This window comes from Pseudomonas parasichuanensis (genome assembly GCF_021601385.1).
Lineage (GTDB): Bacteria > Pseudomonadota > Gammaproteobacteria > Pseudomonadales > Pseudomonadaceae > Aquipseudomonas > Aquipseudomonas parasichuanensis.
The window spans coordinates 18,149-39,349 of the sequence record NZ_BQHO01000015.1 but is presented as its reverse complement, the minus strand read 5'-3'; the positions used below and the strand labels follow the sequence as shown (position 1 = coordinate 39,349).

Annotated in this window: 20 protein-coding genes and 1 pseudogene; 16 read left to right on the top strand and 5 right to left on the bottom strand. The window is 65.6% G+C overall.

Translation table 11 applies throughout. The annotated features are described in order from the left end of the window. Window positions 1–40: 40 nt before the first annotated feature. The 6 genes from L6D77_RS13830 (at window position 41) to hchA (ending at window position 7,217) form a co-directional block, all read left to right on the top strand. Window positions 41–2,872, top strand: a complete 2,832-nt coding sequence (locus L6D77_RS13830; RefSeq protein ID WP_232883988.1) for a xanthine dehydrogenase family protein molybdopterin-binding subunit — start codon at window positions 41–43, stop codon at window positions 2,870–2,872. Next, window positions 2,865–3,404, top strand: a complete 540-nt coding sequence (locus tag L6D77_RS13825; protein WP_110992682.1) for a (2Fe-2S)-binding protein — start codon at window positions 2,865–2,867, stop codon at window positions 3,402–3,404. The genes L6D77_RS13830 and L6D77_RS13825 overlap by 8 nt, the downstream gene beginning before the upstream one ends. Window positions 3,405–3,406: 2 nt before the next feature. Beyond that, entirely contained in the window at window positions 3,407–4,618 is a 1,212-nt protein-coding gene (locus tag L6D77_RS13820) for a cytochrome c (protein WP_232883987.1), read from the top strand. A gap of 1 nt (window position 4,619) precedes the next feature. Then, window positions 4,620–5,591 (top strand): XdhC family protein, encoded by a 972-nt coding sequence (locus L6D77_RS13815; RefSeq protein ID WP_232883986.1) that lies wholly within the window; start codon window positions 4,620–4,622, stop codon window positions 5,589–5,591. Further along, on the top strand, window positions 5,588–6,151 hold the full coding sequence (locus L6D77_RS13810; RefSeq protein WP_232883985.1) for a nucleotidyltransferase family protein: 564 nt from the start codon (window positions 5,588–5,590) through the stop codon (window positions 6,149–6,151). Before L6D77_RS13815 ends, L6D77_RS13810 begins: the two co-directional genes overlap by 4 nt. Window positions 6,152–6,371: 220 nt before the next feature. Then, complete coding sequence (hchA, locus tag L6D77_RS13805) at window positions 6,372–7,217, top strand: glyoxalase III HchA (RefSeq protein ID WP_236170065.1); 846 nt, start codon at window positions 6,372–6,374, stop codon at window positions 7,215–7,217. A 27-nt stretch (window positions 7,218–7,244) separates the two neighbouring features. Here the strand turns inward: hchA and L6D77_RS13800 are convergent, their stop codons facing one another. Beyond that, window positions 7,245–8,237, bottom strand: coding sequence for an NAD(P)H-quinone oxidoreductase (locus L6D77_RS13800; RefSeq protein WP_232884078.1), 993 nt, complete (start codon window positions 8,235–8,237; stop codon window positions 7,245–7,247). Between the two features lie 22 nt (window positions 8,238–8,259). On the opposite strand from L6D77_RS13800, the gene L6D77_RS27300 reads away from it, so the two are divergent. Together L6D77_RS27300 and L6D77_RS13795 are read left to right on the top strand one after the other, a co-directional pair. Next, window positions 8,260–8,388 carry a hypothetical protein gene (locus L6D77_RS27300; protein ID WP_269807573.1) on the top strand — a complete coding sequence of 43 codons (129 nt, stop codon included), beginning with the start codon at window positions 8,260–8,262 and terminating at the stop codon, window positions 8,386–8,388. Beyond that, on the top strand, window positions 8,375–9,253 hold the full coding sequence (locus tag L6D77_RS13795) for a LysR family transcriptional regulator (protein WP_232883983.1): 879 nt from the start codon (window positions 8,375–8,377) through the stop codon (window positions 9,251–9,253). The genes L6D77_RS27300 and L6D77_RS13795 overlap by 14 nt, the downstream gene beginning before the upstream one ends. Window positions 9,254–9,266: 13 nt before the next feature. Here the strand turns inward: L6D77_RS13795 and L6D77_RS13790 are convergent, their stop codons facing one another. Next, a complete protein-coding gene (locus L6D77_RS13790; protein WP_232883982.1) occupies window positions 9,267–10,097 on the bottom strand; it encodes an alpha/beta fold hydrolase in 831 nt (276 codons plus the stop codon). A gap of 176 nt (window positions 10,098–10,273) precedes the next feature. On the opposite strand from L6D77_RS13790, the gene L6D77_RS13785 reads away from it, so the two are divergent. After that, complete coding sequence (locus L6D77_RS13785) at window positions 10,274–11,101, top strand: DNA-binding protein (protein WP_232884077.1); 828 nt, start codon at window positions 10,274–10,276, stop codon at window positions 11,099–11,101. A gap of 77 nt (window positions 11,102–11,178) precedes the next feature. Further along, window positions 11,179–12,747 carry a sensor domain-containing diguanylate cyclase gene (locus L6D77_RS13780; protein ID WP_232883981.1) on the top strand — a complete coding sequence of 523 codons (1,569 nt, stop codon included), beginning with the start codon at window positions 11,179–11,181 and terminating at the stop codon, window positions 12,745–12,747. A gap of 4 nt (window positions 12,748–12,751) precedes the next feature. Here L6D77_RS13780 and L6D77_RS13775 read toward each other — a convergent pair whose 3' ends face one another. After that, on the bottom strand, window positions 12,752–13,255 hold the full coding sequence (locus tag L6D77_RS13775; protein WP_232883980.1) for a GNAT family N-acetyltransferase: 504 nt from the start codon (window positions 13,253–13,255) through the stop codon (window positions 12,752–12,754). Between the two features lie 226 nt (window positions 13,256–13,481). On the opposite strand from L6D77_RS13775, the gene L6D77_RS13770 reads away from it, so the two are divergent. From L6D77_RS13770 to dksA, 3 genes are all read left to right on the top strand, one after another. Continuing rightward, window positions 13,482–14,042, top strand: coding sequence for a gamma carbonic anhydrase family protein (locus tag L6D77_RS13770; protein WP_110996531.1), 561 nt, complete (start codon window positions 13,482–13,484; stop codon window positions 14,040–14,042). 2 nt (window positions 14,043–14,044) lie between these two features. After that, window positions 14,045–15,382, top strand: a complete 1,338-nt coding sequence (locus tag L6D77_RS13765) for a dihydroorotase (protein ID WP_232883979.1) — start codon at window positions 14,045–14,047, stop codon at window positions 15,380–15,382. Window positions 15,383–15,510: 128 nt separating this feature from the next. After that, a complete protein-coding gene (gene dksA / locus L6D77_RS13760) occupies window positions 15,511–15,918 on the top strand; it encodes an RNA polymerase-binding protein DksA (RefSeq protein ID WP_232883978.1) in 408 nt (135 codons plus the stop codon). Here dksA and L6D77_RS13755 read toward each other — a convergent pair. Then, the gene (locus L6D77_RS13755; RefSeq protein WP_232883977.1) at window positions 15,915–16,628 is read right to left on the bottom strand and encodes an MgtC/SapB family protein; all 714 of its coding nucleotides are present in this window, start codon (window positions 16,626–16,628) and stop codon (window positions 15,915–15,917) included. The two genes, dksA and L6D77_RS13755, sit on opposite strands and share 4 nt — an antisense overlap. A 439-nt stretch (window positions 16,629–17,067) precedes the next feature. Between L6D77_RS13755 and L6D77_RS13750 the strand changes: the two genes are divergently transcribed. Continuing rightward, complete coding sequence (locus tag L6D77_RS13750; RefSeq protein ID WP_232883976.1) at window positions 17,068–17,529, top strand: sterol desaturase family protein; 462 nt, start codon at window positions 17,068–17,070, stop codon at window positions 17,527–17,529. Between the two features lie 186 nt (window positions 17,530–17,715). Here the strand turns inward: L6D77_RS13750 and L6D77_RS13745 are convergent, their stop codons facing one another. Beyond that, the gene (locus L6D77_RS13745) at window positions 17,716–18,612 is read right to left on the bottom strand and encodes a bile acid:sodium symporter family protein (protein ID WP_232883975.1); all 897 of its coding nucleotides are present in this window, start codon (window positions 18,610–18,612) and stop codon (window positions 17,716–17,718) included. Window positions 18,613–18,794: 182 nt separating this feature from the next. Between L6D77_RS13745 and L6D77_RS13740 the strand changes: the two genes are divergently transcribed. Continuing rightward, window positions 18,795–19,673, top strand: coding sequence for a Dyp-type peroxidase (locus L6D77_RS13740; protein ID WP_232883974.1), 879 nt, complete (start codon window positions 18,795–18,797; stop codon window positions 19,671–19,673). A 659-nt stretch (window positions 19,674–20,332) separates the two neighbouring features. After that, a pseudogene (locus L6D77_RS27505) lies at window positions 20,333–21,154 on the top strand (PAS domain-containing protein); the annotation flags it as partial. Window positions 21,155–21,201: the final 47 nt, after the last annotated feature.

Here is a 21,201-nt window from a genome sequence, read left to right as displayed (position 1 = left end):
ACAAAGCATGGGCAGCGCCTGACTGCCCAGAGGATCAACCATGTCCAACCGTGAAATTTCCCGGCGTTCGTTCCTGCAAGGCGGGCTGATCGCCGGTGTCGGCGTGACCATGGCGCCGCTTGGCAGCCAGGCCTTCGCCGCCCTGATGGAAGACCGCGTCACCACTTCGCCGCAAAAGTGGATGAACCACGACGGCAAGGCGCGCTTCCGTAACGACGCGCTGTCCAAGGTGTGCGGCAACAAGGTGTTCGCCCGCGATATCCGCGCCAAGGACATGCCCGGCTGGCCGCAGCAGCAGGGCCACGCCATGCTGCTCAAGGCCACCAAGGCCGACCGTATCTACGCAGGCTATGACCTGTCGCTGCTGGGCGCCGAGCTGCAGCCGGACCGCATCGTCACCGCCGACGACCTGAAAAAAGACGGCATCGCCTGGCCCGAAGCCCACTCGCCAGACCCGCTGCTGCCCCCCGGCCAGGTGCCGATGTTCATCGGCCACCCGGTGGCGATCCTGATCTGGAACGACTTCGAGCGTTTCCGCAAGGCCAAGCTCAAGCTGCAGTTCAACGACCAGGCGATCCGCTACGGCGCCCAGGCGCCGCTGTACCAGCGCGACCCTTACGGCAGCTTCCGGTTCGTGCGCGTGGGCGGCAACACGCCGTTCGACGACGACGAATACTCGAGCCTGAAGAACACCATGCTGTTCCCCACCATCCTTGCCCGCAAACCGGTGTGGACTGCCGAGCCCAAGCAGCACGGCAACCTCACCGAGCAGGGCATGTTCTACGCCCAGCGCATCGACGAGCAGCTCAAGCAGCCGCCGGAGAACTGGCTACTGTTCGACGAGCGCTACAAGACCCCGTCGATCGAGCCGGCGGCGCTGGAGCCGGACAACGGCAACGGCTGGTACGACCCAGCCACCGGCACCCTGCATTTCGTCGTGGCCACCCAGTGCCCGTTCGAAGTGGCGCAGGAATGCGTGCACATGATCAAGCCGTCGCGCTTCGGCCTGAAGAACCTGAACATGCATCCGGGCTACACCGTGGGCTACGGGTCCAAGGACAACAACATCTTCGTGTTCTACGCCGCCGTGGCCGCCTTGTACGGCGCGGGCGTGCCGATTCGCCTGGCCAACGACCGCTACGAGCAGTTCCAGAGCGGCATCAAGCGCCACCCGTTCGACATTCGCTACCAGCTGGCGGTGGACAAGAACGACCTGAGCTTCAAGATTTTCCGCGCCGACATGACCGTCGACGGCGGCGGGCGCATCAACTACAGCCCGTCGGTGGCGGCAGTGGGTGCCACCGCGGCGCAGTCGATCTACTACATGCCGCAGAACGACCTGTCCGTTACCGCCTACCACTCCCGTGGCGTCGAGGCTGGCTCCATGCGCGGCTACGGCACCCTGCAGAGCATGGCCGCCACCGAGATGATGGTCGATGAGATCGCCGACCGCCTGGGTGTCGATGCCATTGAGCTGCGCCGCAAGAACGCGCTCAAGTCGGGCATGAAGAACACCCAGGGCGCGGTCCCGGCCGGTGCCCTGCGCCTGCACGAGATCCTCGACAAGGCCAGCCAGCACGAATGGTGGAAAAACCGCCATGAGCGCAAAAAGGCCATGGACGCCAAGGACCACGACAACTGGTACGGGGTGGGCTTCGCCATCACCCAGAAAGACTTCGGCACCGGCTCCGAAGCGCCGATGGCGGCAGTGGAATTCACCGCCGACGGCCAGATCACCTTGCGCCATATCGGCACCGAGCTGGGTACTGGCATGTCGACCTCGCAGGCCCTGGTGGTCAGCGACTTCCTCGGTCGCGTTGCCGACCACGTACAGACCGCGCAGACCGAGTGGCCGGAGCTTGCCCTGAGCACCAGCGGCAACCCTTACCTGATCAGCCAGGCCGAGCAGGACGCGGCACTGCGCAACCCGCGCTGGGTCGGCAAGCTGGCCTCGCCGTCGTCGGCGACCAACTCGGCGTTCTACTTCAGCCACGCCACCCGCGAAGCGGCCCGCGTGCTGTTCAACCACGGCCTGTGGCCGGCGGCCATGGCCCTGTGGCGCCAAGGCCCTTATGGCGGCCAGGCCAACCCGCTGGTGGTGCGCCGCGAAAACGCGGTATGGGTCAACGGTGAGCTGACCGGCAACGGCCTGGCGCCGATCCCGTTCGCCGAGCTTGCCAAGAAAGCCCATGAAATGGGCCTGGTCACCGGTGTCAGCGTGCACGGCTTCAACCGCTGGAGCTGGGCCGAGGCCGACTTCGTCATCGACGGTGTGCGCGAGCGCTTGCCGCTCGATGCCCTGGCGGTCAAGTACGGTGACGGCGCAGTGAATGCCAAGAAGGCGCAGATGAGCAGCGCCGGCTTCCACCTGCTCGACCGGCAGAACGCCGCGTACCCGGCCACCCAGCTGAACAACGCCATGGTCACCTACTACAGCCCGGTGGCGACCATCGTCGAAGTGAAGGTGAACAAGGGCAGTGGCGAAGTGAGCGTGCTCAACCACCACAGCTGGGTCGAGTGCGGCCGGGTGCTGGTGCCCGAGCTGGTCAAGGGCCAGCTCGAAGGTGGCATCGCCATGGGTATCGGCCATGCCTTGCTGGAAGAAATGCCGTTGTACGAGGGTGGCCCGGGCGAGGGCGACTGGAACTTCAACCGCTACCGCCTGCCGATGGCCAGGCATGTGGCGGTGTGGAAGCAGACCTCGGAGATCCTGCCGCCGTTGTCGCCCACCGACCCGTCCAAGGGCATCGCCGAAGTGGTGATGATCCCGGTGGTCGGCGCCATCGGCAACGCCGTGGCCCATGCCATCGGCAAGCGTGTCCGCGACCTGCCCATCACCCCCGCCCGCGTCAAGGAGGCCCTCAATGGCTGACCGCAAGCTGCAACTGACCCTCAACGGTCAACCTGTCGTCACCGAAGTGGTCCCCGATGACCTGGCGATGCTCGACTACCTGCACGAATACCAGAACCTCACAGGCTCGCGCCTGGGCTGCGGCCAGGGCATCTGCCATGCCTGCGTGGTGATCGTCGACAACCCCGACGGTACCAGCGAGGAAGTGCGCACCTGCATTACCGGCGCGCATTACTTTGAGGGCAAGAAAGTCCGCACCATCGAAGGCCACGCCAAGCGTGACGAGGCCGGCAACCTCACCGAGCTGAACCCGATTCAGCAGAAGTTCGTCGACCGCTTCGCCTTCCAGTGCAGCTACTGTGCCCCGGGCTTCGTCAACGCCGCCACCGTGCTGGTGGAAAAGGCCCAGCGCAAGCCGCTGAAAAAGAGCGAGCTGGAAGACGCCATCGAAGCCAGCCTTGGCCACCATGTGTGCCGCTGCACCGGCTACGTGCGTTACTACGAGGCGACCCGCGATGTGCTGGGCGACCTCGGCCTGGTCAAGGAGGGCTGAGCATGAAGCGTGTTTTCAATGGCCTGGCCCTAGCCGTTGGCATGGCGCTGGCGTGCGGCGCCCAGGCGGCGGACGAGCAACTGGTCAAGCGCGGCGAATACCTCGCCCGCGCCGCCGACTGCATGGCCTGCCACACGGCCGAAGGCGGCGCGCCCTATGCCGGTGGCCTGCCGATCCATTCGCCGTTCGGCACCATCTATGGCACCAACATCACCCCGGACAAGCAGTACGGCATCGGCAACTACAGCACGGACGAATTCTTCGCAGCCCTCACCGAGGGCAAGCGCAAGGACGGCGCCAACCTGTACCCGGCCATGCCCTACACCTCGTACCACCTGGTCAAGCGTGAGGACTCGGACGCCATCCACGCCTACCTGATGACCGTGGCGCCGATCAACCGCCCGGCCCCGGAAACCAGCCTGAGCTTCCCGTTCAACGTGCGCGCCGGCCTGATGGGCTGGAACATGCTCTATGGCAAAAGCGTGCAGCTGGAGGAGGGCAAGGGCAACAGCGAAGCCTGGAAGCGCGGCCAGTACATGGTCGAAGTGCTCGGCCACTGTGGCGAATGCCACACCCCGCGCAACCCGATTGGCGCGCTGCAGCAGGACAAGCGCCTGACCGGCGGCCTGCTGCTGGGCTACCTGGCGCCGAGCCTGCTGGCCAAGGACCTGGCCGAGCGCGGCTGGAACCAGGCCGACCTCGCCACCTTCCTCAAGCACGGTGTCAGCGCCCAGGGCAGCATGTTCAACGAGATGTACCCGGTGGTGCACCACAGCACCCAGCACCTGGAAGACAGCGACCTGTCGGCCATGGCCACCTACCTGCTGGGCGACCAGCCGCCGGCGGCCAAGGTGGTGCAGGCGGTGGCCCATGAAACCATGGGCGAGAGCGGCAAACGCGGCCGCCAGCAGTACCTCAACGTCTGCGCCGGCTGCCATGGCGTCGACGGCGAAGGCAAGCCGCACATTGCCGTGGCCATGCAGGGCAACACCGTGCTGCGCCAGGCCGACTCGCGCAACCTGGTCAAGGCCATCGTCGACGGTATCCGCGAGCAGCAGTTCACCGGCTTTGAGCGCATGCAGCCGATGCCGGGCTTCGCCGACAAGCTCGACGACCAGCAGCTGACCGACATGGTCAACTACCTGCGTGAAGCCTGGGGCGGTTTGCCGGGCGATTTGACCACCCAACAGCTGGCCCAGCTGAAGGCGGACTGACGTGCAGCATCTCGACCTGCAGGTGGTGCAACAGGCGGCGCAGTGGTCGCGTGACGGCCTGCGCGTGTGGCTGTGCACCGTGCTCTGCACCTACGGCTCGGCGCCGCGCGCGCCGGGCTCACTGCTGGCGGTGAGCGAGGGCGGGCACTGGGTGGGGTCGCTGTCCGGCGGTTGTGTCGAGGAGGACTTCCTCGAACGCGTCGCCGCCGGTGAGTTCAACGACGCCGTTGCCGTGGTGCGCTACGGCGACGGCAGTGACACACGCTCGAATATCCGCCTGCCCTGTGGCGGCATCCTCGACGTGCTGGTCGAGCACCTGCCGGGCGATTGCGACACCCAGGCCCACCTGGCGCAACTGGAGTCGGCGCTGCTGGGCCGGCGCCGGTTGTTGCGCGAGGTGAACCTGCGCACTGGCCAGCGCCAACTGCACGACGATCAAAGCCAGGGCCCGCGGGTAGAGCAGGGCGAAGCCTGCGTGCGCCTGCGCGTCGGTGCCGCCCAGCGCCTGCTGTTGGCGGGGTATTCGAGCGTTGCGCACTTCTGCGCCGAGTTCGGCAAGGGGCTGGGCTTCGAGGTGGTGCTGTGCGATCCGCGTGACGAGGTGATGGACAACGTGGTGCTCGACGGGATAGAAATCCGCCGGGAACTGCCCTCGCTGTTCATCGCCAACGGTGGCTGCCACCGCGACACGGCGGTGGTGGCGCTCACCCACGACCCAAAGATCGACGACTTGGCCATGCTCGAAGCCGTACAGACCGAAGCCTTCTATATAGGCGTGATGGGCTCACGCGCCACCTCGGAAAAACGCCGTGAACGCCTGCGCCGCATCGGCGGGCTCGGCGATGCCGAAATGGCCCGCATCCACGCGCCCATCGGCCTCAACCTGGGCAGCAAGACCCCGGCGGAAATCGCCCTGGCGGTGCTCGCCGATATCTTGCGTACCCGCAGCGGCATTGGCCGCGAGGCACTGTGACGGTCGTCGCACTGGTACTGGCGGCGGGGCAGGGCTCGCGTTTTGGCGCGGACAAGCGCCGCGCCGTGCTCGGTGATGGCCGCAGTTTGTTGCAGCACAGCGTCGAGCGGGCCTTGGCGGCGTTCGACGAGGTGCGGGTGGTGTTGCGCGAAGGTGAGGGCGCCGACGCGCTGGGATTGCCTGCCGCTTGTCGTATCGTCCCTAGCCCCGATGCGGGGTTGGGCATGGGGCATAGCCTGGCGGCGGGTGCCGCTTCGTTGAGTGACTGCGATGCTCAGGCGGTGACCATCGTGCTGGGTGACATGCCGTGGATCCTGCCGCAGACCTTCCGTCGGTTGGTTGAGGCGGCGGACCCTACCGCGATTGTGGTGCCGCGCTACCTGGGCCAGAACGGCCATCCGGTGCTGTTCGGGCGCGATTACTGGCCTGAACTGGCCGGGCTGGCCGGTGATGAAGGGGCACGTTCGGTGCTGCAACGGCACCGTGATCGGGTACGGGTGCTGGACCTGGACGACAGTGGGGTGTTGCGCGACGTCGATACACCCGCTGCGCTCGACTAAAATCCCTCGGGGCCGCTTTGCGGCCCTTCGCGGGTAAACCCGCTCCCACAGGATTGTGCGTGTTCTCGATACTGGCGAACGGCACAAGGCCTGTGGGAGCGGGTTTACCCGCGAAGGGGCTGTGCAGCAGCCCCTTGGATTGACGCCACCGTTGGGAGAAACCCCTTAGTGCCGCTCAGCAGGTGGCCTCCGTTACCCACCCAGGTACAGGAGCAGAACCATGAACAACCCCACCGACGACAAACGCCCCACCCCCGACCCGGCCGAAGACAACGCCTTCTTCCCCTCGCCGTATTCCCTCAGCCAGTTCACTTCCCGCAAGTCCGACCTCAGCGGCGCCGACTACCCAGCCCCCTATAAAGGCGGGCGCTGGAAAATCCTGCTGATCGGTGCCGATGAGCGCTACCTGCTCACCGACAACGGCACGCTGTTCTCCACCGGCAACCACCCGGTGGAAACCCTGCTGCCCATGTACCACCTGGACAAGGCCGGCTTCGCCTTCGACGTGGCGACCCTGTCGGGCAACCCGGTCAAGTTCGAGTACTGGGCCATGCCCGGTGAAGACAAAGAAGTGCTGGGCCTGTTCGAACGCTACCGCAAGGCGTTCAAGCAGCCGCGCAAGCTGGCTGAAGTACTCGAAGGCTCGCTGGCCGACTACATCGGTGTCTTCATCCCCGGTGGCCACGGCGCGCTGATCGGCCTGCCGCACAGCAAGGACGTCGGGCAAGTGCTGCAATGGGCCGCCGACCACAAAAAGTTCGTCATCAGCCTGTGCCATGGCCCGGCTGCGTTGCTGGCCGCCGGGCATCTCTACAAGGGGTACAAGATGTGCGCCTTCCCCGACGACCTGGATGCCAAGACCCCGGACATCGGCTACATGCCTGGCCACCTGACCTGGAAGTTCGGCGAGCGCCTCAAGGCCTGTGGCGTCGAAATCATCAACGACGGTATTTCTGGCGCCGTTCACCAGGACCGCAAGCTGCTTACCGGCGACAGCCCGCTGGCGGGCAATGCGTTGGGCAAGCTGGCCGCCGCGGCCCTGCTCAAGGAAGTCAACGGCGGCTGATGGCCTCAAGGTGGCGCCCTGGGCGGCTCAGCCCCTGTGCGCCACGCTCAACACCACCTTGCCGATATGCTGGCCCGACTCCATCAGCGCATGGGCCTGGCTGGCCGCCGCCAGTGGCAGCGTGGCATGGATCAGCGGCTTGATCGTGCCACTGTGCACGAGGGGCCAAACCTGAGCCTGCAGCTCGGCCAGGATAGCGGCCTTGTCGTCGGCACTGCGCGCGCGCAGGGTCGAGCCGATATGGGTCAGGCGCTTGGTCAGCATGGGGAACAGGTTCACCTCGGTGGCCGGCCCCTTGATCACGCCGATCTGCACGATGCGCCCGTCCATGGCGGCGGCCTGGAAGTTTCGCGCCACGTAGTCGCCGGCGATGATATCGACGATCACATCCACGCCCTTGCCCTCGGTGTGCAGCATCACCTGCTCGACGAAGTCTTCGCGGGTGTAGTCGATGGCCACATCGCTGCCCAGTTCAAGGCTGGCGGCCTGCTGGGCGGCACCCTTGACCGTGGTGAAGATCTGCGATGCGCCAAAGGCCTTGGCCAACTGCGTGGCGGTGGTGCCGATGCCCGAGGCGCCGCCGTGGATCAGGATACTGTCGCCGGCCTTGAAGCCACCGCGCTGGAACAGGTTGACCCACACGGTCATGAAGGTTTCCGGCAGTGCCGCCGCCTCGATCATGCTCAGCCCCTGGGGCAGGAGCGCGGTGGTGCGCTCGTCGGCCACGGCGTATTCGGCATAGCCGCCACCGGTTACCAGGGCGAGCACGGCATCGCCAAGGGCGAAGTGGCTGACCTGTTCGCCCAGTGCCACCACCTTGCCTGCGATTTCCAGGCCGGGGATGTCCGAGGCGCCGGCGGGCGGGTCGTACAGGCCCTTGCGTTGCAGCAGGTCTGGGCCGTTGACGCCGGCGGCGTGGACCTCGATCAGGACTTCGCGCGGGCCGGGCCGGGGCGTGTCGCGCAAGGTTGGCTGCAGCACCTGCGGGCCGCCGGGCTGGGTGATGTCGATGGCCGTCATTTGGCTGGGAAGGATGTGACGCATGGTGACCTCTGTCATTCTGAACAACGTGCCGCACAGGGTAGGGCGCAACCACCCGGCGGTCGCGCGGCGATTTTGCGCCGCACCGTTGCAGATTTTCTTCGAGGACAGCGCTGATGAATTGGGATGACGCACGCATGCTGCTGGCACTGAGCCGCGAACGCACCTTGCGCCGGGCGGCGCGGGTGCTGCGGGTCGATCAGGCCACGGTGGGGCGTCGGGTGGCGGCGCTGGAGGCCGATTTGGGCTCGACCCTGTTCCTGCGTACGCCCGCGGGTTACCAGTTGACCGCCAGCGGTGAGCTGGCGGCGGAGCTGGCGCAGCAGATGGAGCGTGCGGCACTGGAATTGGCCGCACGGCTGCAGGGCACCGACAACGCGTTGGCCGGGGAGGTGCGGATATCGACCACCGACTCACTGGCCTGCGACTTCGTCTTGCCGGCACTGGCGCAGTTGCAGCAGAGCCATCCGCAGATCCGGGTGATCCTTGCCAGCGGCTCGGAGCTGGTCAACCTGTCCCAGCGCGAGACCGATATCGCCATCCGCAACCTGCGCCCCGACAACCCGGACCTGGTCCTGCGCAAGCTGGCCAGCTGGTCGCTGGGCCTGTTCGCCAGCGACGCCTACGTGCAGCGCTGTGGCGAGCCACGTGAGGGTGACGGCTTCACCGGTCATGAACTGGTGGTGTACGAGCCGTATTGGCGCGGCAACCCGTCACCGACGTTGGTGGATGAGCCGATCGGCCAGGCGCGGGTGGCGCTGGCGGTCGGCTCTAACCTGATGCTGCGGCGGGCGATCGCCAGCGGTTTGGGCATCGGCGAAATCCCCATCGAGCTGGGCGAGCGGGACGGCCTGCGTCGGCTATGGCCGAGCCGGGCGCGACGCAAGCCCTATGAAGTGTGGCTGGTCACCCATCAGGACTTGCGCCACACCGCCCGGGTACGGGTGGTGATCGAAGCGCTGGTGCGTGCCTTCGCCCTGCCCGCGGCTGGCTGACGAAGGCACGGGTTCAGCCGCGCACGAACGCCAGCAGGTCGGCGTTGATGGTCTCGGCATGGGTGGTCGGCATGCCGTGGGGGTAGCCCTTGTAGAGCTTGAGCGTGCCCTTGCGCAGCAATTCGGCTGAGCGCACCCCGGCGTTTTCGCAGGGCACGATCTGGTCGTCATCGCCGTGCATCACCAGTACCGGGATGTCGATGCGCTTGAGGTCTTCGCTGAAGTCGGTCTGGGAGAACGCCACGATGCCATCGTGGTGCGCCTTGGCGCTGCCCATCATGCCCTGGCGCCACCAGTTCAGGATCACCCCCTCGTCCGCTTTCGCCCCGGGCCGGTTGTAGCCGTAGAACGGCCCGGCGGGCACATCGTGGAAAAACTGCGCGCGGTTGGCCGCGACCTGGGCCTGGAAACCATCGAACACCGATTTCGGCAGGCCGCCGGGGTTGCCTGCGGTCTGCACCATCAGCGGTGGCACGGCGCTGATCAGCACGGCCTTGGGCACCTTGTCTTGCGGGTGGCGGGTAAGGTAGCGGACCACTTCGCCACCGCCGGTGGAGTGCCCGACATGCACGGCGCCGTGGCTGCCCAGGTGGTTGACCACGGCCGCCACGTCGTCGGCGTAGTGGTCCATGTCGTGGCCGTCCCACACTTGGCTGGAGCGGCCATGACCACGGCGGTCATGGGCGATCACCCGGTAGCCTTGGGCCAGGAAGTAGAGCAGCTGTGCATCCCAGTCGTCGGCGCTGAGCGGCCAGCCGTGGTGGAAGTGGATGGCCGCAGCGTCCCGTGGCCCCCAGTCTTTGTAGAAGATGTCCACGCCGTCTTTCGTCGTGACGAAGCCCATGATCGTGTCTCCTGTGTGGTGAACCTGCCCAGTCAGCCTGAGTGGCCAGGCCGTCGAACAACTGTAGGAGCAAACGCAGCTTGTCCATGACCATCCGTCTTGAAATCGGCCCGGTGCGCGTGCAGAATTCACGCAATTACGTAATACGTACCACGCTACGAAGTATCGGAGACAGCATGGCCCGGGCCGGCATCAGCAAAGCGCAAGTTCAAGAAGCACAGCAATCGCTGATCGACAGGGGTGAGCACCCCACCATCGATGCAATACGTATCGAACTGGGTAATACCGGCTCTAAAACCACCATTCACCGGCACCTCAAAGCACTGGAAGAACAGCCCGCCGGGCTGGCTGACAGCGCCAGCCTGAGCGAGCCACTGACGCGCCTGGTGACGCAACTGGCGGCACAGCTGCAAGCAGAAGGGCAGGCGCGCATCGACGCCGCTGAGGCGCGGCACAGCGAACAATGCGCGCAGTTGCAGGTGCAACTGCAACTGAGCCAGCGCGCATTGGCCGCTGCCCACCAGCAGCACCAGGTTCAGGCCAGCGCGTTGCAGGCCGAGTCGGAAAAACTCGCCACCACCCAGGCCGGCCTGCAGGCGGAGCAACTGCGCAGCGCCAGCCTCAATCAGTCACTGGGTGAACTGCAACTGCGCCTGGCCGACAAGGACGCGCAAATCCGCTCGTTGGAAGACCAGCAGCGGCGTGTCGACACCCAGGTGCGGCAGTTGCAGGGCCAGTTGCAAACCTTGCAGCAGAGCGGCATCGCCCGCCAGGAAGAGCTGACCCGCCTGCACCGCGACAACGAACGCCTGCTCGCCGAGCAGCGCCAGGCAGTCGCGCACTGCTCGCAGCTGGACGGCCAACTTGAGCAACGCGATGCCCAGGTGCAAGGCTTGCGCGCGATCCTTGCCCAGGCCCAGGGTGCCAGTGAAGAACTGCGTCGCCAGTGCAACGAGCGCGACCAGCAGCTTGCTCAGTTGCGCGTCAGCCAGCAGCCGGGATGAAGGGGCTGCGACCCCGTAAACGGCCATCGGGCAAGCTATAGTGATTGCCGTCGAGTGTTGGATGACAAGGGATCCAGATGTGCGCAGCCAGGAAGCAGACTGAGGATGGCGTCTTTGCCGTGACCGGCGAGGGCCGTGCCGTGGCGTTGTTCCGCCTGGTGCTGAGTTTCATGGCCGTGGTGATGCTGGCCTTCGTGCTGATCGAGGGCTGGCGGATCTGGCGCGATTACCGCCAGGCCTTTTTCAACGCCGAGAACGCGGTGACCAACCTGGCCCGGGCCACCGCCCAGCACGCCGAGGATGCCATCCGCCAGGTCGACGCGATCACCGCGGCGCTGGCCGAGCGCCTGGAAGGCGATGGCTTCGAGCACATCGACCGGCCACGCCTGCATGCGCTGCTCAAGCAGCAGGCGCAGATCATGCCGCAACTGCACGGATTGTTCGTCTACGCGCCGGACGGCAGCTGGATAGTCACCGACCAGGACGTCGTACCGCCCAATGCCAACAACGCCGACCGAGACTATTTCATCTACCACCGCACCCACGCCGACCGCCAGGTGCGCATCGGTGCGGTGGTGCGCAGCCGCTCCACGGGCGATTTGATCATCCCCATCTCGCGGCGCCTGGACTACCCCGATGGGCGCTTTGCCGGGGTGTTGCTGGGCACCATCAAGGTCGACTGGTTCGTGCGCTATTACGGCGACTTCAAGATTGACGAGCGCGGCGCCCTGGTGCTGGCCAAGCGTGACGGCACCATCCTCGTGCGCCGGCCCTTTGTCGAGCAGGTGATCGGCCGCAGCCTGGCGGGCAGCGATATCTTCCGCAAGTACCTGCCCTATGCCAGCGAGGGCGTGGCCGAGGCGGTGGCGGTGGTCGACGGCACGCCACGGCTTTATGGTTTTCGCGCGCTGGCCAGCTACCCGCTGGTGGTGGAGGCGGGGTTGTCACGCGAGTCGATCATCGCGCCGTGGCGCCACGACATGCTCAAGTCGCTGGTGGTGCTGGTCCTGCTGCTGGTTGGCGTGGCCGGGTTCGGCTGGGTGGTGCTGCGCCAACTACGCGAACGCATCGTCATCGAGCGGGCGTTGCACCAGGCACACCAGACGCTCAAGGCGCTGGCCCTGACCGACAGCCTGACCGGGCTGGGCAACCGCCGGCGGCTGGACGCGGTGCTGGAGCCTGAGCTGCGCCGGGCGCGTCGGCAGGGCTATGCGGTGGCGCTGGTGATGCTCGACCTCGACTATTTCAAGGCCTACAACGACCGTTACGGGCACCCGGCCGGCGATGAGTGCCTGCGCCGTTTCGGCGAACTGTTGAGGCAGGTGCTCAAACGCCCGGGGGACTTGGCGGTGCGTTATGGCGGCGAGGAGTTCACCCTGTTGCTGCCCAACACCAATGCCCAGGGCGCAAGCCAGATCGTCCAGGAAATCCTGCAACTGCTGCGCCGCCAGGCCATCGAGCACGGTGGCAGCCCGCTGGGGCAGGTGTCGGTCAGCGCCGGCATCGCCGTAGGGGCGCCCACCCTGGAGGCTGTGACACCGGAAAACCTGATGGCCGCAGCAGACGCGGCGCTGTATCAGGCCAAGCACCAGGGCAGGGATAGGTTTTGCCTGGCGGGCAGCGTGGAGGTCGGGGTGCAGCCCTGACGCTCTATACGGCCAGGCGCATGGCGCAACGATCTTCAAGCCCGTGCGCCCGTTCGGCTGCCAGTATCGCTCTTAGGCGTTGATCCAGCGCCCCATCCCCCAGCCGTTCGAACCCATAACGTTGGTAGAACGGCCCATTCCACGGCACTTCGCCAAAGGTGGTCAGCGTCACCGCCTGCAGCCCGAGTTGGCGCGCCACGCCCACCGCCCGATCCAGCAACTGCCGGCCAAGCCCTTGGCCTTGGGCGTCCTGGCGGACCGACAGCTCATCGATATGCAGCACCGCGTCGACACGGGTGGCACACAGGAAACCCAATGGCCGGTCCTCGGCATCCACCGCCACCCAGCTGGTGCCTGCTCCGGCAAAGGCGGCATGTGCGGCTTCATCCATGACCTCGCTGTCGGCCAGCCAGGCCAATGTCGGGTACTGCCTGAACGCCTGGGCGGCGGAGCGTTCGATGGTGGGCAGCAGGGGAAGGTCGGTGGCGAGGGTAGGGCGAACGGTCATGACAGGGGCTCGAGGTGGGGAGTGGGATTGTGCCCTAAAGCCAGGGGTGATCAAGGTCAATACAGGCCTGCGCCGGCCTCATCGCCGGCAAGCCGGCTCCCACAGGGATCGCGCAAGCCTGTCAGAATGGGAGCTGGCTTGTCAGCGATGGCCTCCGTCGAGAGCGCTTGCATTGTAAGTGTTATAACGTAACATTTAGCGCTCTTTCCGACCAAGGTCTCCCACCGTGATCCGCAGAAACCCTTCCGGCCATCTCCCCGAAATCGCTGCCTCGGCCTACATCGACCACACCGCGATCATCTGCGGCAAGGTGATCATCCACGACAACGTATTCGTCGGCCCCTATGCGGTGATCCGCGCCGATGAGGTGGATGCCAGCGGCGACATGCAGCCCATCGTCATTGGCGCCAACTCCAACATCCAGGATGGCGTGGTGATCCACTCCAAGTCCGGCGCCGCGGTGCGTATCGGCGAGTTCAGCTCCATTGCCCACCGCTCCATCGTGCACGGCCCGTGCGAGGTCGGTGACCGGGTGTTCATCGGCTTCAACAGTGTGCTGTTCAACTGCAAGGTCGGTGACGGCAGCGTGGTGCGGCACAACTCGGTGGTCGATGGCCGCGACTTGCCGGCGCGCTTCTATGTACCGCCCACCGAACACATCGGCCCGCACACCGACCTTGCCAGCTACCCGCCGGTGAGCGTTTCGGCCTCGGAGTTCTCCGAAGACGTGGCGCGCACCAACATCGACCTGGTCCAGGGCTACAAGGCCCTGCACAACGAGTTCTGAGCATGGGCACGCTGCTGGTACGCAATGCCCGGCTGGTCAACGAGGGGCGCGAGTTCGACGCCGACCTGCTGGTGCGTCACGGCCGCATCGAGCGGATCGACGCAAGCATCGACAACGTCAGGGCCACCCGGGAAATCGACGCCAAGGGTGCCTTCCTGCTGCCAGGGATGATCGATGACCAGGTGCATTTCCGCGAGCCGGGCGCCCCGCACAAGGGCAGCATGGCCAGCGAGTCGCGTGCGGCGGTGGCCGGGGGCATCACCAGTTTCATGGACATGCCCAACACCAGCCCGCCGACCCTGAGCCGCGAGGCCCTGGCCGACAAGCAGCGCCGGGCGGCGGCGGGGTCGCAGGCCAACTATGGCTTTCACTTCGGCGTGAGCCGCGACAACCTCGACACCATCGCCGCCCTTGACCCGCGCGAGGTGGCCGGGATCAAGGTATTCATGGGGGCGTCCACGGGCAACCTGCTGGTGGACGACCCGCAGGTGCTGGAAAAGCTGTTCGTCTATGCCCCGACCATCGTGCTCGCCCATTGCGAACATACCCCCAGCATCCTCGACAACGAGGCCTGGTGGCGCGACCGGCACGGTGAGTTCATCCCACCGGCCGCGCACCCGTTGATCCGCGATGCCGAGGCTTGCCATCGCTCGTCCAGCCTGGCCGTCGAGCTGGCCCGGCGCTTTGGCACCCGGCTGCATGTGCTGCACCTCACCACGGCGCGGGAGCTGACGTTGTTCGATCCCGGCCCGGTGGCCGGAAAACGCATCACCGCCGAGGTGTGCCTGCACCACCTGCATTTCGACGACAGCGACTACGCCAACCTCGGCCACCTGATCAAGTGCAACCCGGCGATCAAGACCGCCAGCGACCGTGAGGCGCTGCGCCGGGCGTTGGCCGAGGACCGCATCGATGTGATCGGTACTGACCACGCGCCGCACACGCTGGAGGAAAAGCGCCGGGTCTACGCCCGCGCGCCGGCCGGCTTGCCGCTGGTGCAGCACGCGCTGCCGGCGGCGCTGGAGCTGGTCAGCGAGGGGGCCTTGAGTTTGCCGCAAGTGGTGCGCAAGACCAGCCATGCGGTGGCTGAGCTGTTCGCCATTCGTGAGCGGGGCTTCTTGCGTGAAGGGTATTGGGCCGACTTTGCCCTGGTGGAGCGCCTGGCTGTGCCGCGCCCGGTGGTCGCCGATCCGGTACTGGCCCAGTGCGGTTGGACGCCGTTTGCCCAGCGCAGCTTCCATCATGTGGTGCGCAGCACGGTGGTGTCCGGGCAGTTGGCCTGGCACGAAGGGCGGGTGCAGGACGGTTGCCAAGGGCTGCCGTTGATGTTCGAGCGTTAGGCCTATCGCCGGCAAGCCGGCTCCCACAGGTACAGCGTATGTCTGGAGGTCGACGCAGTAAGCGTGGGAGCTGGCTTGCCAGCGAATGGGGCGCAAAGCGCCCCCGACATTTCACAGGAGTTACACCAATGACCGAAGACGAACTGCTGCGCCAACCCGCTGCCGCCTATATGAACGAACCCCAACGCCAATACTTTCGCAACCTGCTGCTGACCGAGCGCGACGCGCTGCAAGCGCGCATCGACCAGGAGTTCCGCGCCCTGCGTGAACAGGAGGTGCACAGCGACCTGGCCGACATCGGCAGCGCCGAGGAAGAGCGCCACTGGCAGCTGCGTTCGCTGGAGCGCGAAAAAAGGCTGCTGGACAAGATCGACCAGGCGCTGGAGCGCCTGGTCCGGGGCGAGTATGGCTGGTGTGAGGAAACCGGCGAGCCGATCGGCCTGCGCCGCCTGCTGCTGCGCCCCACCGCCAGCCTGAGCATCGAGGCCAAGGAGCGCCAGGAACTCAGGGAGCGGCACCTGCGCCAGGGTGGCTAGTCGCTGTTCAGCGCCTGGGCCTGCAACTGCCAGCGCACCGCGCTGACGCCTTTCTCCAGGCTCACCCGGCTGACCAGGCGTTCCAGCGTGGCGGGCGCCTGCGGGCTGCCGAGCAGCTCGGCGCGTACCTCAAGGCGCGCAGGGTCGGCCAGGTCTTCGCTGTGCAGCGACTGCAGGCGCAGGCCCGGGTCGCTGAGGCTGTGCAGCATCAGGCTGCGTACCTGGATCTCGTCCTCGGCGCGGCAGACGATCCGTACCTCGAAACGCTGTTCGACCTCGCTGGCCGGCACCACCTCCTGGCGGTCCAGGCGCTGGGCAATGTCGCGTAGCAGGATGTTGGCGCACAGCACCACCAGGCTGCCCAGCGCGGCCTCCAGCAACAGGCCAAGGCTGCACAGCACGCCAACCGCGGCGGTGCACCAGAGGGTGGCGGCGGTGTTCAGGCCGCGCACGTTGAAGCCATCGCGCATGATCACGCCACCGCCCAAGAAACCGATGCCCGACACCACATAGGCGGCGATGCGCGAGGCATCGCTGGGCAGCATGCCCGGCACGGCCTGGGTCATCAGCACGAACAGGCAGGCGCCGGTGCTGACCAGCGCGTTGGTGCGCAGGCCGGTCAGGCGCTGACGCAGTTGCCGCTCGGCGCCGATCAGCGCGCCGAGTACCAGGGCCACGCTCACGCGCAGCAGAAAGATTTTCCAATCCATAGCGAACCTCGTTCCACGGGCCAAGGCCCATGCAGGCGCCGCTCACACGGCGGCGCGGTTGAAAACGGTGAATGCGCAGGACCACGGGCCGGCACGCCATCGAGGTGGCGGGGCGGGGAAGAGGAGGAGGGTTCGGTCGTCGAAGACCTTGAGAAACCACCGTCTACCGAATGCGGCGAGACAGTGGCAGGGACGCTGCCGGACTAGCTCGCCGTGTGGGCCTGTCGCAAGCGACTGGGGCTACTGTCCAATGCAGGGGGCTCCTGTGCGGGGGATGCGTGAATGCGCGGCGGACCTTACGCCTTGAGCCTGGCAGGGTCAAGGTTGGAAGTGTGACATTTGCGTTACCCCGGCGCGTGCAGGCGGGCGGCCTTCATGGAACATCGGCGCTGGGCAGTGGTACCCTTGCGCCTTTCGTTGCCAACCCCCGGACCCATCCATGCTGTTCAATCTCGCCGTGCTGTTCGGCACCCTGGTAGCCATGGAGGGCGTCGGCACGCTGGCCCACAAGTACGTCATGCATGGCTGGGGTTGGTGGCTGCACCGCTCGCACCATGAACCGCAGCTGGGCATGCTGGAAACCAACGACTTGTATCTGGTTGCCCTAGGGCTGATCGCCACGGCGCTGGTGGCCTTGGGCAAGGCCGGGCACGCGCCGTTGCAGTGGGTGGGCGGCGGTGTGGCGGGCTACGGCGTGGCTTATGTGCTGGCCCATGACGGCTTTTTTCACCGGCACTGGCCACGGGCGCCGAAGCCGGTGAACCGTTACCTCAAGCGCCTGCATCGGGCGCATCAGTTGCACCATGCGGTGAAAGGGCGCCAGGGCAGTGTGTCGTTTGGGTTCTTCTATGCGCCGCCGCTACGGGTGTTGAAGCAGCAGTTGAAGCGCCGGCAGGGGTAGGCAGGGCCGAGGTAGCACGCCCCTGCAGGAGCGGCCTTGTGCCGCGAAAGGGCCGCAAAGCGGCCCCAGTTCTTGGCTTCGCAACAGAAATTGCCGGGGCTGCTCTGCAGCCCTTTCGCGGCACAAGGCCGCTCCTACAGGGCGGGCAAAGTCATTGGCTGGGGTTGCCAGCGATTGGCCCTTGGATCAGCCCACCGCCTTCTGCTCGGCAACTGTCTCCACCCCACGCCCCCGGCTCACCCACCAGCCGAAGGCCCCGGCGGTAAAGAACATGATCAGGCTGTAGATCGCCGCCGGCACTGCCATGGTCGCGTTGTTCAGTAGCGACGGGCTCAGCGCCAGGGCAATGGCCAGGGTGCCGTTGTGAATGCCGATCTCCATGCCGATGGCGATCGCCTGGCGTTTCGGGATGCTCAGCAGACGTGGCAGCCAGTAACCCACCCCCAGGCTGAGCAGGTTGAACAGCAGCGCGGCGCCACCCACGATCGGGGCGTACTCGACCACCGTCTGCCAGTCCTTTGCCAGCGCCAGGACGATGGTGAAGGCCAGGAACAGCGCCGCCACCAGCTTCATTGGTTTCTCCATGCGCGCGGCGAAGCGCGGCGCCCAGTGGCGAATGAGCATGCCCAGCGCCACCGGCAGCAGGACGATGGCGAACACCTGCATCACCTTGGCGAATTGCAATGGGATCGCCTGGTCCGACTCCATGAACCAGATCAGCGAAAGGTTGACCAGCAACGGCATGGTGAGGATGGCGATCAGTGAGTTCACCGCCGTTAGCGTGATGTTCAATGCCACGTCGCCATGGGCCAGGTGGCTGAACAAATTGGCGGTGGTACCGCCAGGGGAGGCGGCCAGCAGCATCAGGCCCACTGCCAGCGCCGACTCTAAACCGAAGCCGTTGGCGATCAGGAAGCACACCAGCGGCAGCAACAGGATCTGGCACGCCAGGCCGATGACCACGGGTTTTGGGTATCTCACCACCCGGGCGAAATCGGCCAGGGTCAACGACAGCCCCAGGCCGAGCATGATGATGCCCAGGGCCAGGGGCAGAATGGCGGTCAGCAGTGGCGAGGCGGTCATGGGCGGTCTCTCGGGCGAAGGATCTCGAGCAGTCTAGGTGGCGGCTGAACGATAGCTAATCGCAAAGGGCCATACTTGGTAACTAATTGTTGCCGAATCTGCGGGGGCAGCGGCCCTGCGTCGCGTTGCGATGGCGCGCCATGCGCAGTAGCATCTGCGTTTTGCCGAAGGATTAGCCTGTGATGCCGTTCCAGCAAGGTCTGCTTGCCACCCCGGTGCCGGCCCATGCCCGCCACCTGTTCTTCGCCCTCGACTCACGCGAGGCTTTGCCCACCGTGCTCGACCAGCTGATCGCCGAAGTCGATGGGCAGCGCCTGATCCTGTGCGTCGGCGCGCCGCTGGTCAAAGCGTTGGGCCGTGAGGTGCCGGGCCTGCGCAGCTTCCCGCAGCTGGACGCCGTGGTGGAGAACCCGGCGACCCAGCACGCGCTGTGGTTGTGGCTGCGTGGCGAGGAGCGCGGTGAGTTGTTCCTGCGCGCCCAGGCGCTTGAGGCGATGCTGGCCCCGGCGTTGCGCCTGGTCGATAGCGTTGATGGTTTCCTGCACCGTGGCGGGCATGACCTGACGGGGTACGAAGACGGTACGGAAAACCCGGTGGACCAGGACGCGGTCGACGCTGCCATTGTTACCGATGACGAGCCTGGCCTGGCCGGCTCCAGCTTTGCCGCGTTCCAGCTGTGGAAGCATGACCTGAACTACTTCAAGGCGCTGGCGCAGGACGAGCAGGACAACATCATCGGGCGGCGCCTGAGCGACAACGAGGAGCTCGATGACGCGCCGGCGTCGGCGCACGTCAAGCGTACGGCCCAGGAGAGCTTTGAGCCTGAGGCGTTTGTCGTGCGGCGTTCGGTGGCCTGGGCCGATGAGCGTGGGGCGGGGTTGGCGTTTGTTGCGTTGGGGTATTCGCTGGATGCCTTTGAGGTGCAGCTGCGGCGTATGAGTGGGTTGGAAGATGGGGTGGTCGATGGCCTTTATCGCTTCAGTCGGCCGCTGAGTGGTGGATATTACTGGTGCCCGCCTATGGGTGAGGCTGGGGTTGATTTGCGGGTGTTGTTGGGTTGATGTTGGTTGCCATTAACCATTGCCGGCCGCGGCCAAAGTAAGCAAAGCCGCTCGCTCCCATCATACGGCCCCTGCGCTGCGCTCCGGGGTCCCTTCGCTCCGGCGTCCTCCGGGCCCGCGCGGCCTCCTGAAGTCGCGAAGTTAGGGGCGGCGCCTGGGCTGGCGTTAGCTGTCGCTAGTTGGATTAAGTGGGATCTCTAGATTGCAATCGCTGGCAAGCCAGCTCCCACAGGATAGTGCGAAAACTTCAGGTTTACACTGTACCTGTGGGAGCCGGCTTGCCGGCGATAGGGCCCGAATAAACAACACATCAACAACAGCCAAACTTAGATCTTGATCTGCTCTTGATCTGTTTTTGCTTTTGCTTCTAAGCGCGCAATAGTCCAGGCAACACAAATTGCGACTTCAGGAGGCCGCGCGGGCCCGGAAGGCGCCGGAGTCGAGGGGACCCCGGAGCGCAGCGCAGGGTGCCGGGGTGACCATCTCATTAAGTAGGCCGCCGTAAGGGCGGAAAGGTGACTATAAGTCGCCATCGCCGTTGAATGCGCATACATCTACAAAAACAAACATTCTGAGATCCGAACCCGAACCCGACCAACGGCACAAATACCTAATCCAAAAGTGATATCAAATCGCTTGCACGCCAATAACGCCCATCTATGCTCAGAACATCCCGGGGGGCACAGGAGTCCCAGCGCATGTTCGAGTACCACCGCAAGTCCGATCTGGTCGAAATCCAGCGCTGCCGCCAGTCCCTGGCAGGCATGCAAGCGAAGCTCGCCGCCATCAGCCGCTCCATGGCCATGATCGAGTTTGCTCCCGACGGCACCATCCTCGACGCCAACGAACATTTCTGCGCGACGATGGGCTACAGCGCTGACGAAATCCGAGGCAAGCACCACCGCCTGTTCTGCGACCCCATCTACGCCAAAAGCGCCGAATACCAGCAACTGTGGCGTGAACTGGGGCAGGGCAAGGCCATCAGTGGCACCTTCGAACGGCTGGACAAGGCCGGCCGTGAAGTCTGGCTCGAAGCCAGCTACATGCCGGTGATCGACGACCGCCAACAGGTCACCAGCGTCATCAAGGTGGCATCCGACATCACCCGCCATGTGATCGAAGAGCACGAAAGCGAGAGCCTGCTCAAAGCCATCAGCCGGTCCATGGCGGTGGTCGAGTTCACCCCGGTCGGCAGGGTGATCAAGGCCAACCAGAACTTCCTCGACACCATGGGTTATCGCCTGGAGGAAGTGGTAGGCCGCCATCACGGGCTGTTTTGCCTGGCCCACGAACGTGAATCGGCCCAGTACCGCGAGTTCTGGGCTTCGCTGAACCGCGGTGAATACCACTCGCACCGTTTCGAACGGGTCAACAAGCAAGGCCAGACCGTGTACCTGGAGGCATCGTACAACCCGATCTTCGACAACAAGGGGCGCTTGACCAAGGTGGTGAAGTTCGCCAGCGATATCACCCGCCAGGTCAGCACCCAGCAGACCGCCGCCGATGCCGCCCACGCAAGCTCGGTACA

Excerpts from the sequence above, each read along its gene's own strand:
- L6D77_RS13830 (WP_232883988.1), top strand. The coding sequence starts at position 41 with ATGTCCAACCGTGAAATTTCCCGGCGTTCGTTCCTGCAAGGCGGGCTG.
- L6D77_RS13825 (WP_110992682.1), top strand. The coding sequence starts at position 2,865 with ATGGCTGACCGCAAGCTGCAACTGACCCTCAACGGTCAACCTGTCGTC.
- L6D77_RS13820 (WP_232883987.1), top strand. The coding sequence starts at position 3,407 with ATGAAGCGTGTTTTCAATGGCCTGGCCCTAGCCGTTGGCATGGCGCTG.
- hchA (WP_236170065.1), top strand. The coding sequence starts at position 6,372 with ATGAACAACCCCACCGACGACAAACGCCCCACCCCCGACCCGGCCGAA.
- L6D77_RS13800 (WP_232884078.1), bottom strand. The coding sequence starts at position 8,237 with ATGACGGCCATCGACATCACCCAGCCCGGCGGCCCGCAGGTGCTGCAG.
- L6D77_RS27300 (WP_269807573.1), top strand. The coding sequence starts at position 8,260 with ATGGTGACCTCTGTCATTCTGAACAACGTGCCGCACAGGGTAGGGCGC.
- L6D77_RS13795 (WP_232883983.1), top strand. The coding sequence starts at position 8,375 with ATGAATTGGGATGACGCACGCATGCTGCTGGCACTGAGCCGCGAACGC.
- L6D77_RS13790 (WP_232883982.1), bottom strand. The coding sequence starts at position 10,097 with ATGGGCTTCGTCACGACGAAAGACGGCGTGGACATCTTCTACAAAGAC.
- L6D77_RS13785 (WP_232884077.1), top strand. The coding sequence starts at position 10,274 with ATGGCCCGGGCCGGCATCAGCAAAGCGCAAGTTCAAGAAGCACAGCAA.
- L6D77_RS13780 (WP_232883981.1), top strand. The coding sequence starts at position 11,179 with ATGTGCGCAGCCAGGAAGCAGACTGAGGATGGCGTCTTTGCCGTGACC.
- L6D77_RS13775 (WP_232883980.1), bottom strand. The coding sequence starts at position 13,255 with ATGACCGTTCGCCCTACCCTCGCCACCGACCTTCCCCTGCTGCCCACC.
- L6D77_RS13765 (WP_232883979.1), top strand. The coding sequence starts at position 14,045 with ATGGGCACGCTGCTGGTACGCAATGCCCGGCTGGTCAACGAGGGGCGC.
- dksA (WP_232883978.1), top strand. The coding sequence starts at position 15,511 with ATGACCGAAGACGAACTGCTGCGCCAACCCGCTGCCGCCTATATGAAC.
- L6D77_RS13755 (WP_232883977.1), bottom strand. The coding sequence starts at position 16,628 with ATGGATTGGAAAATCTTTCTGCTGCGCGTGAGCGTGGCCCTGGTACTC.
- L6D77_RS13750 (WP_232883976.1), top strand. The coding sequence starts at position 17,068 with ATGCTGTTCAATCTCGCCGTGCTGTTCGGCACCCTGGTAGCCATGGAG.
- L6D77_RS13745 (WP_232883975.1), bottom strand. The coding sequence starts at position 18,612 with ATGACCGCCTCGCCACTGCTGACCGCCATTCTGCCCCTGGCCCTGGGC.
- L6D77_RS13740 (WP_232883974.1), top strand. The coding sequence starts at position 18,795 with ATGCCGTTCCAGCAAGGTCTGCTTGCCACCCCGGTGCCGGCCCATGCC.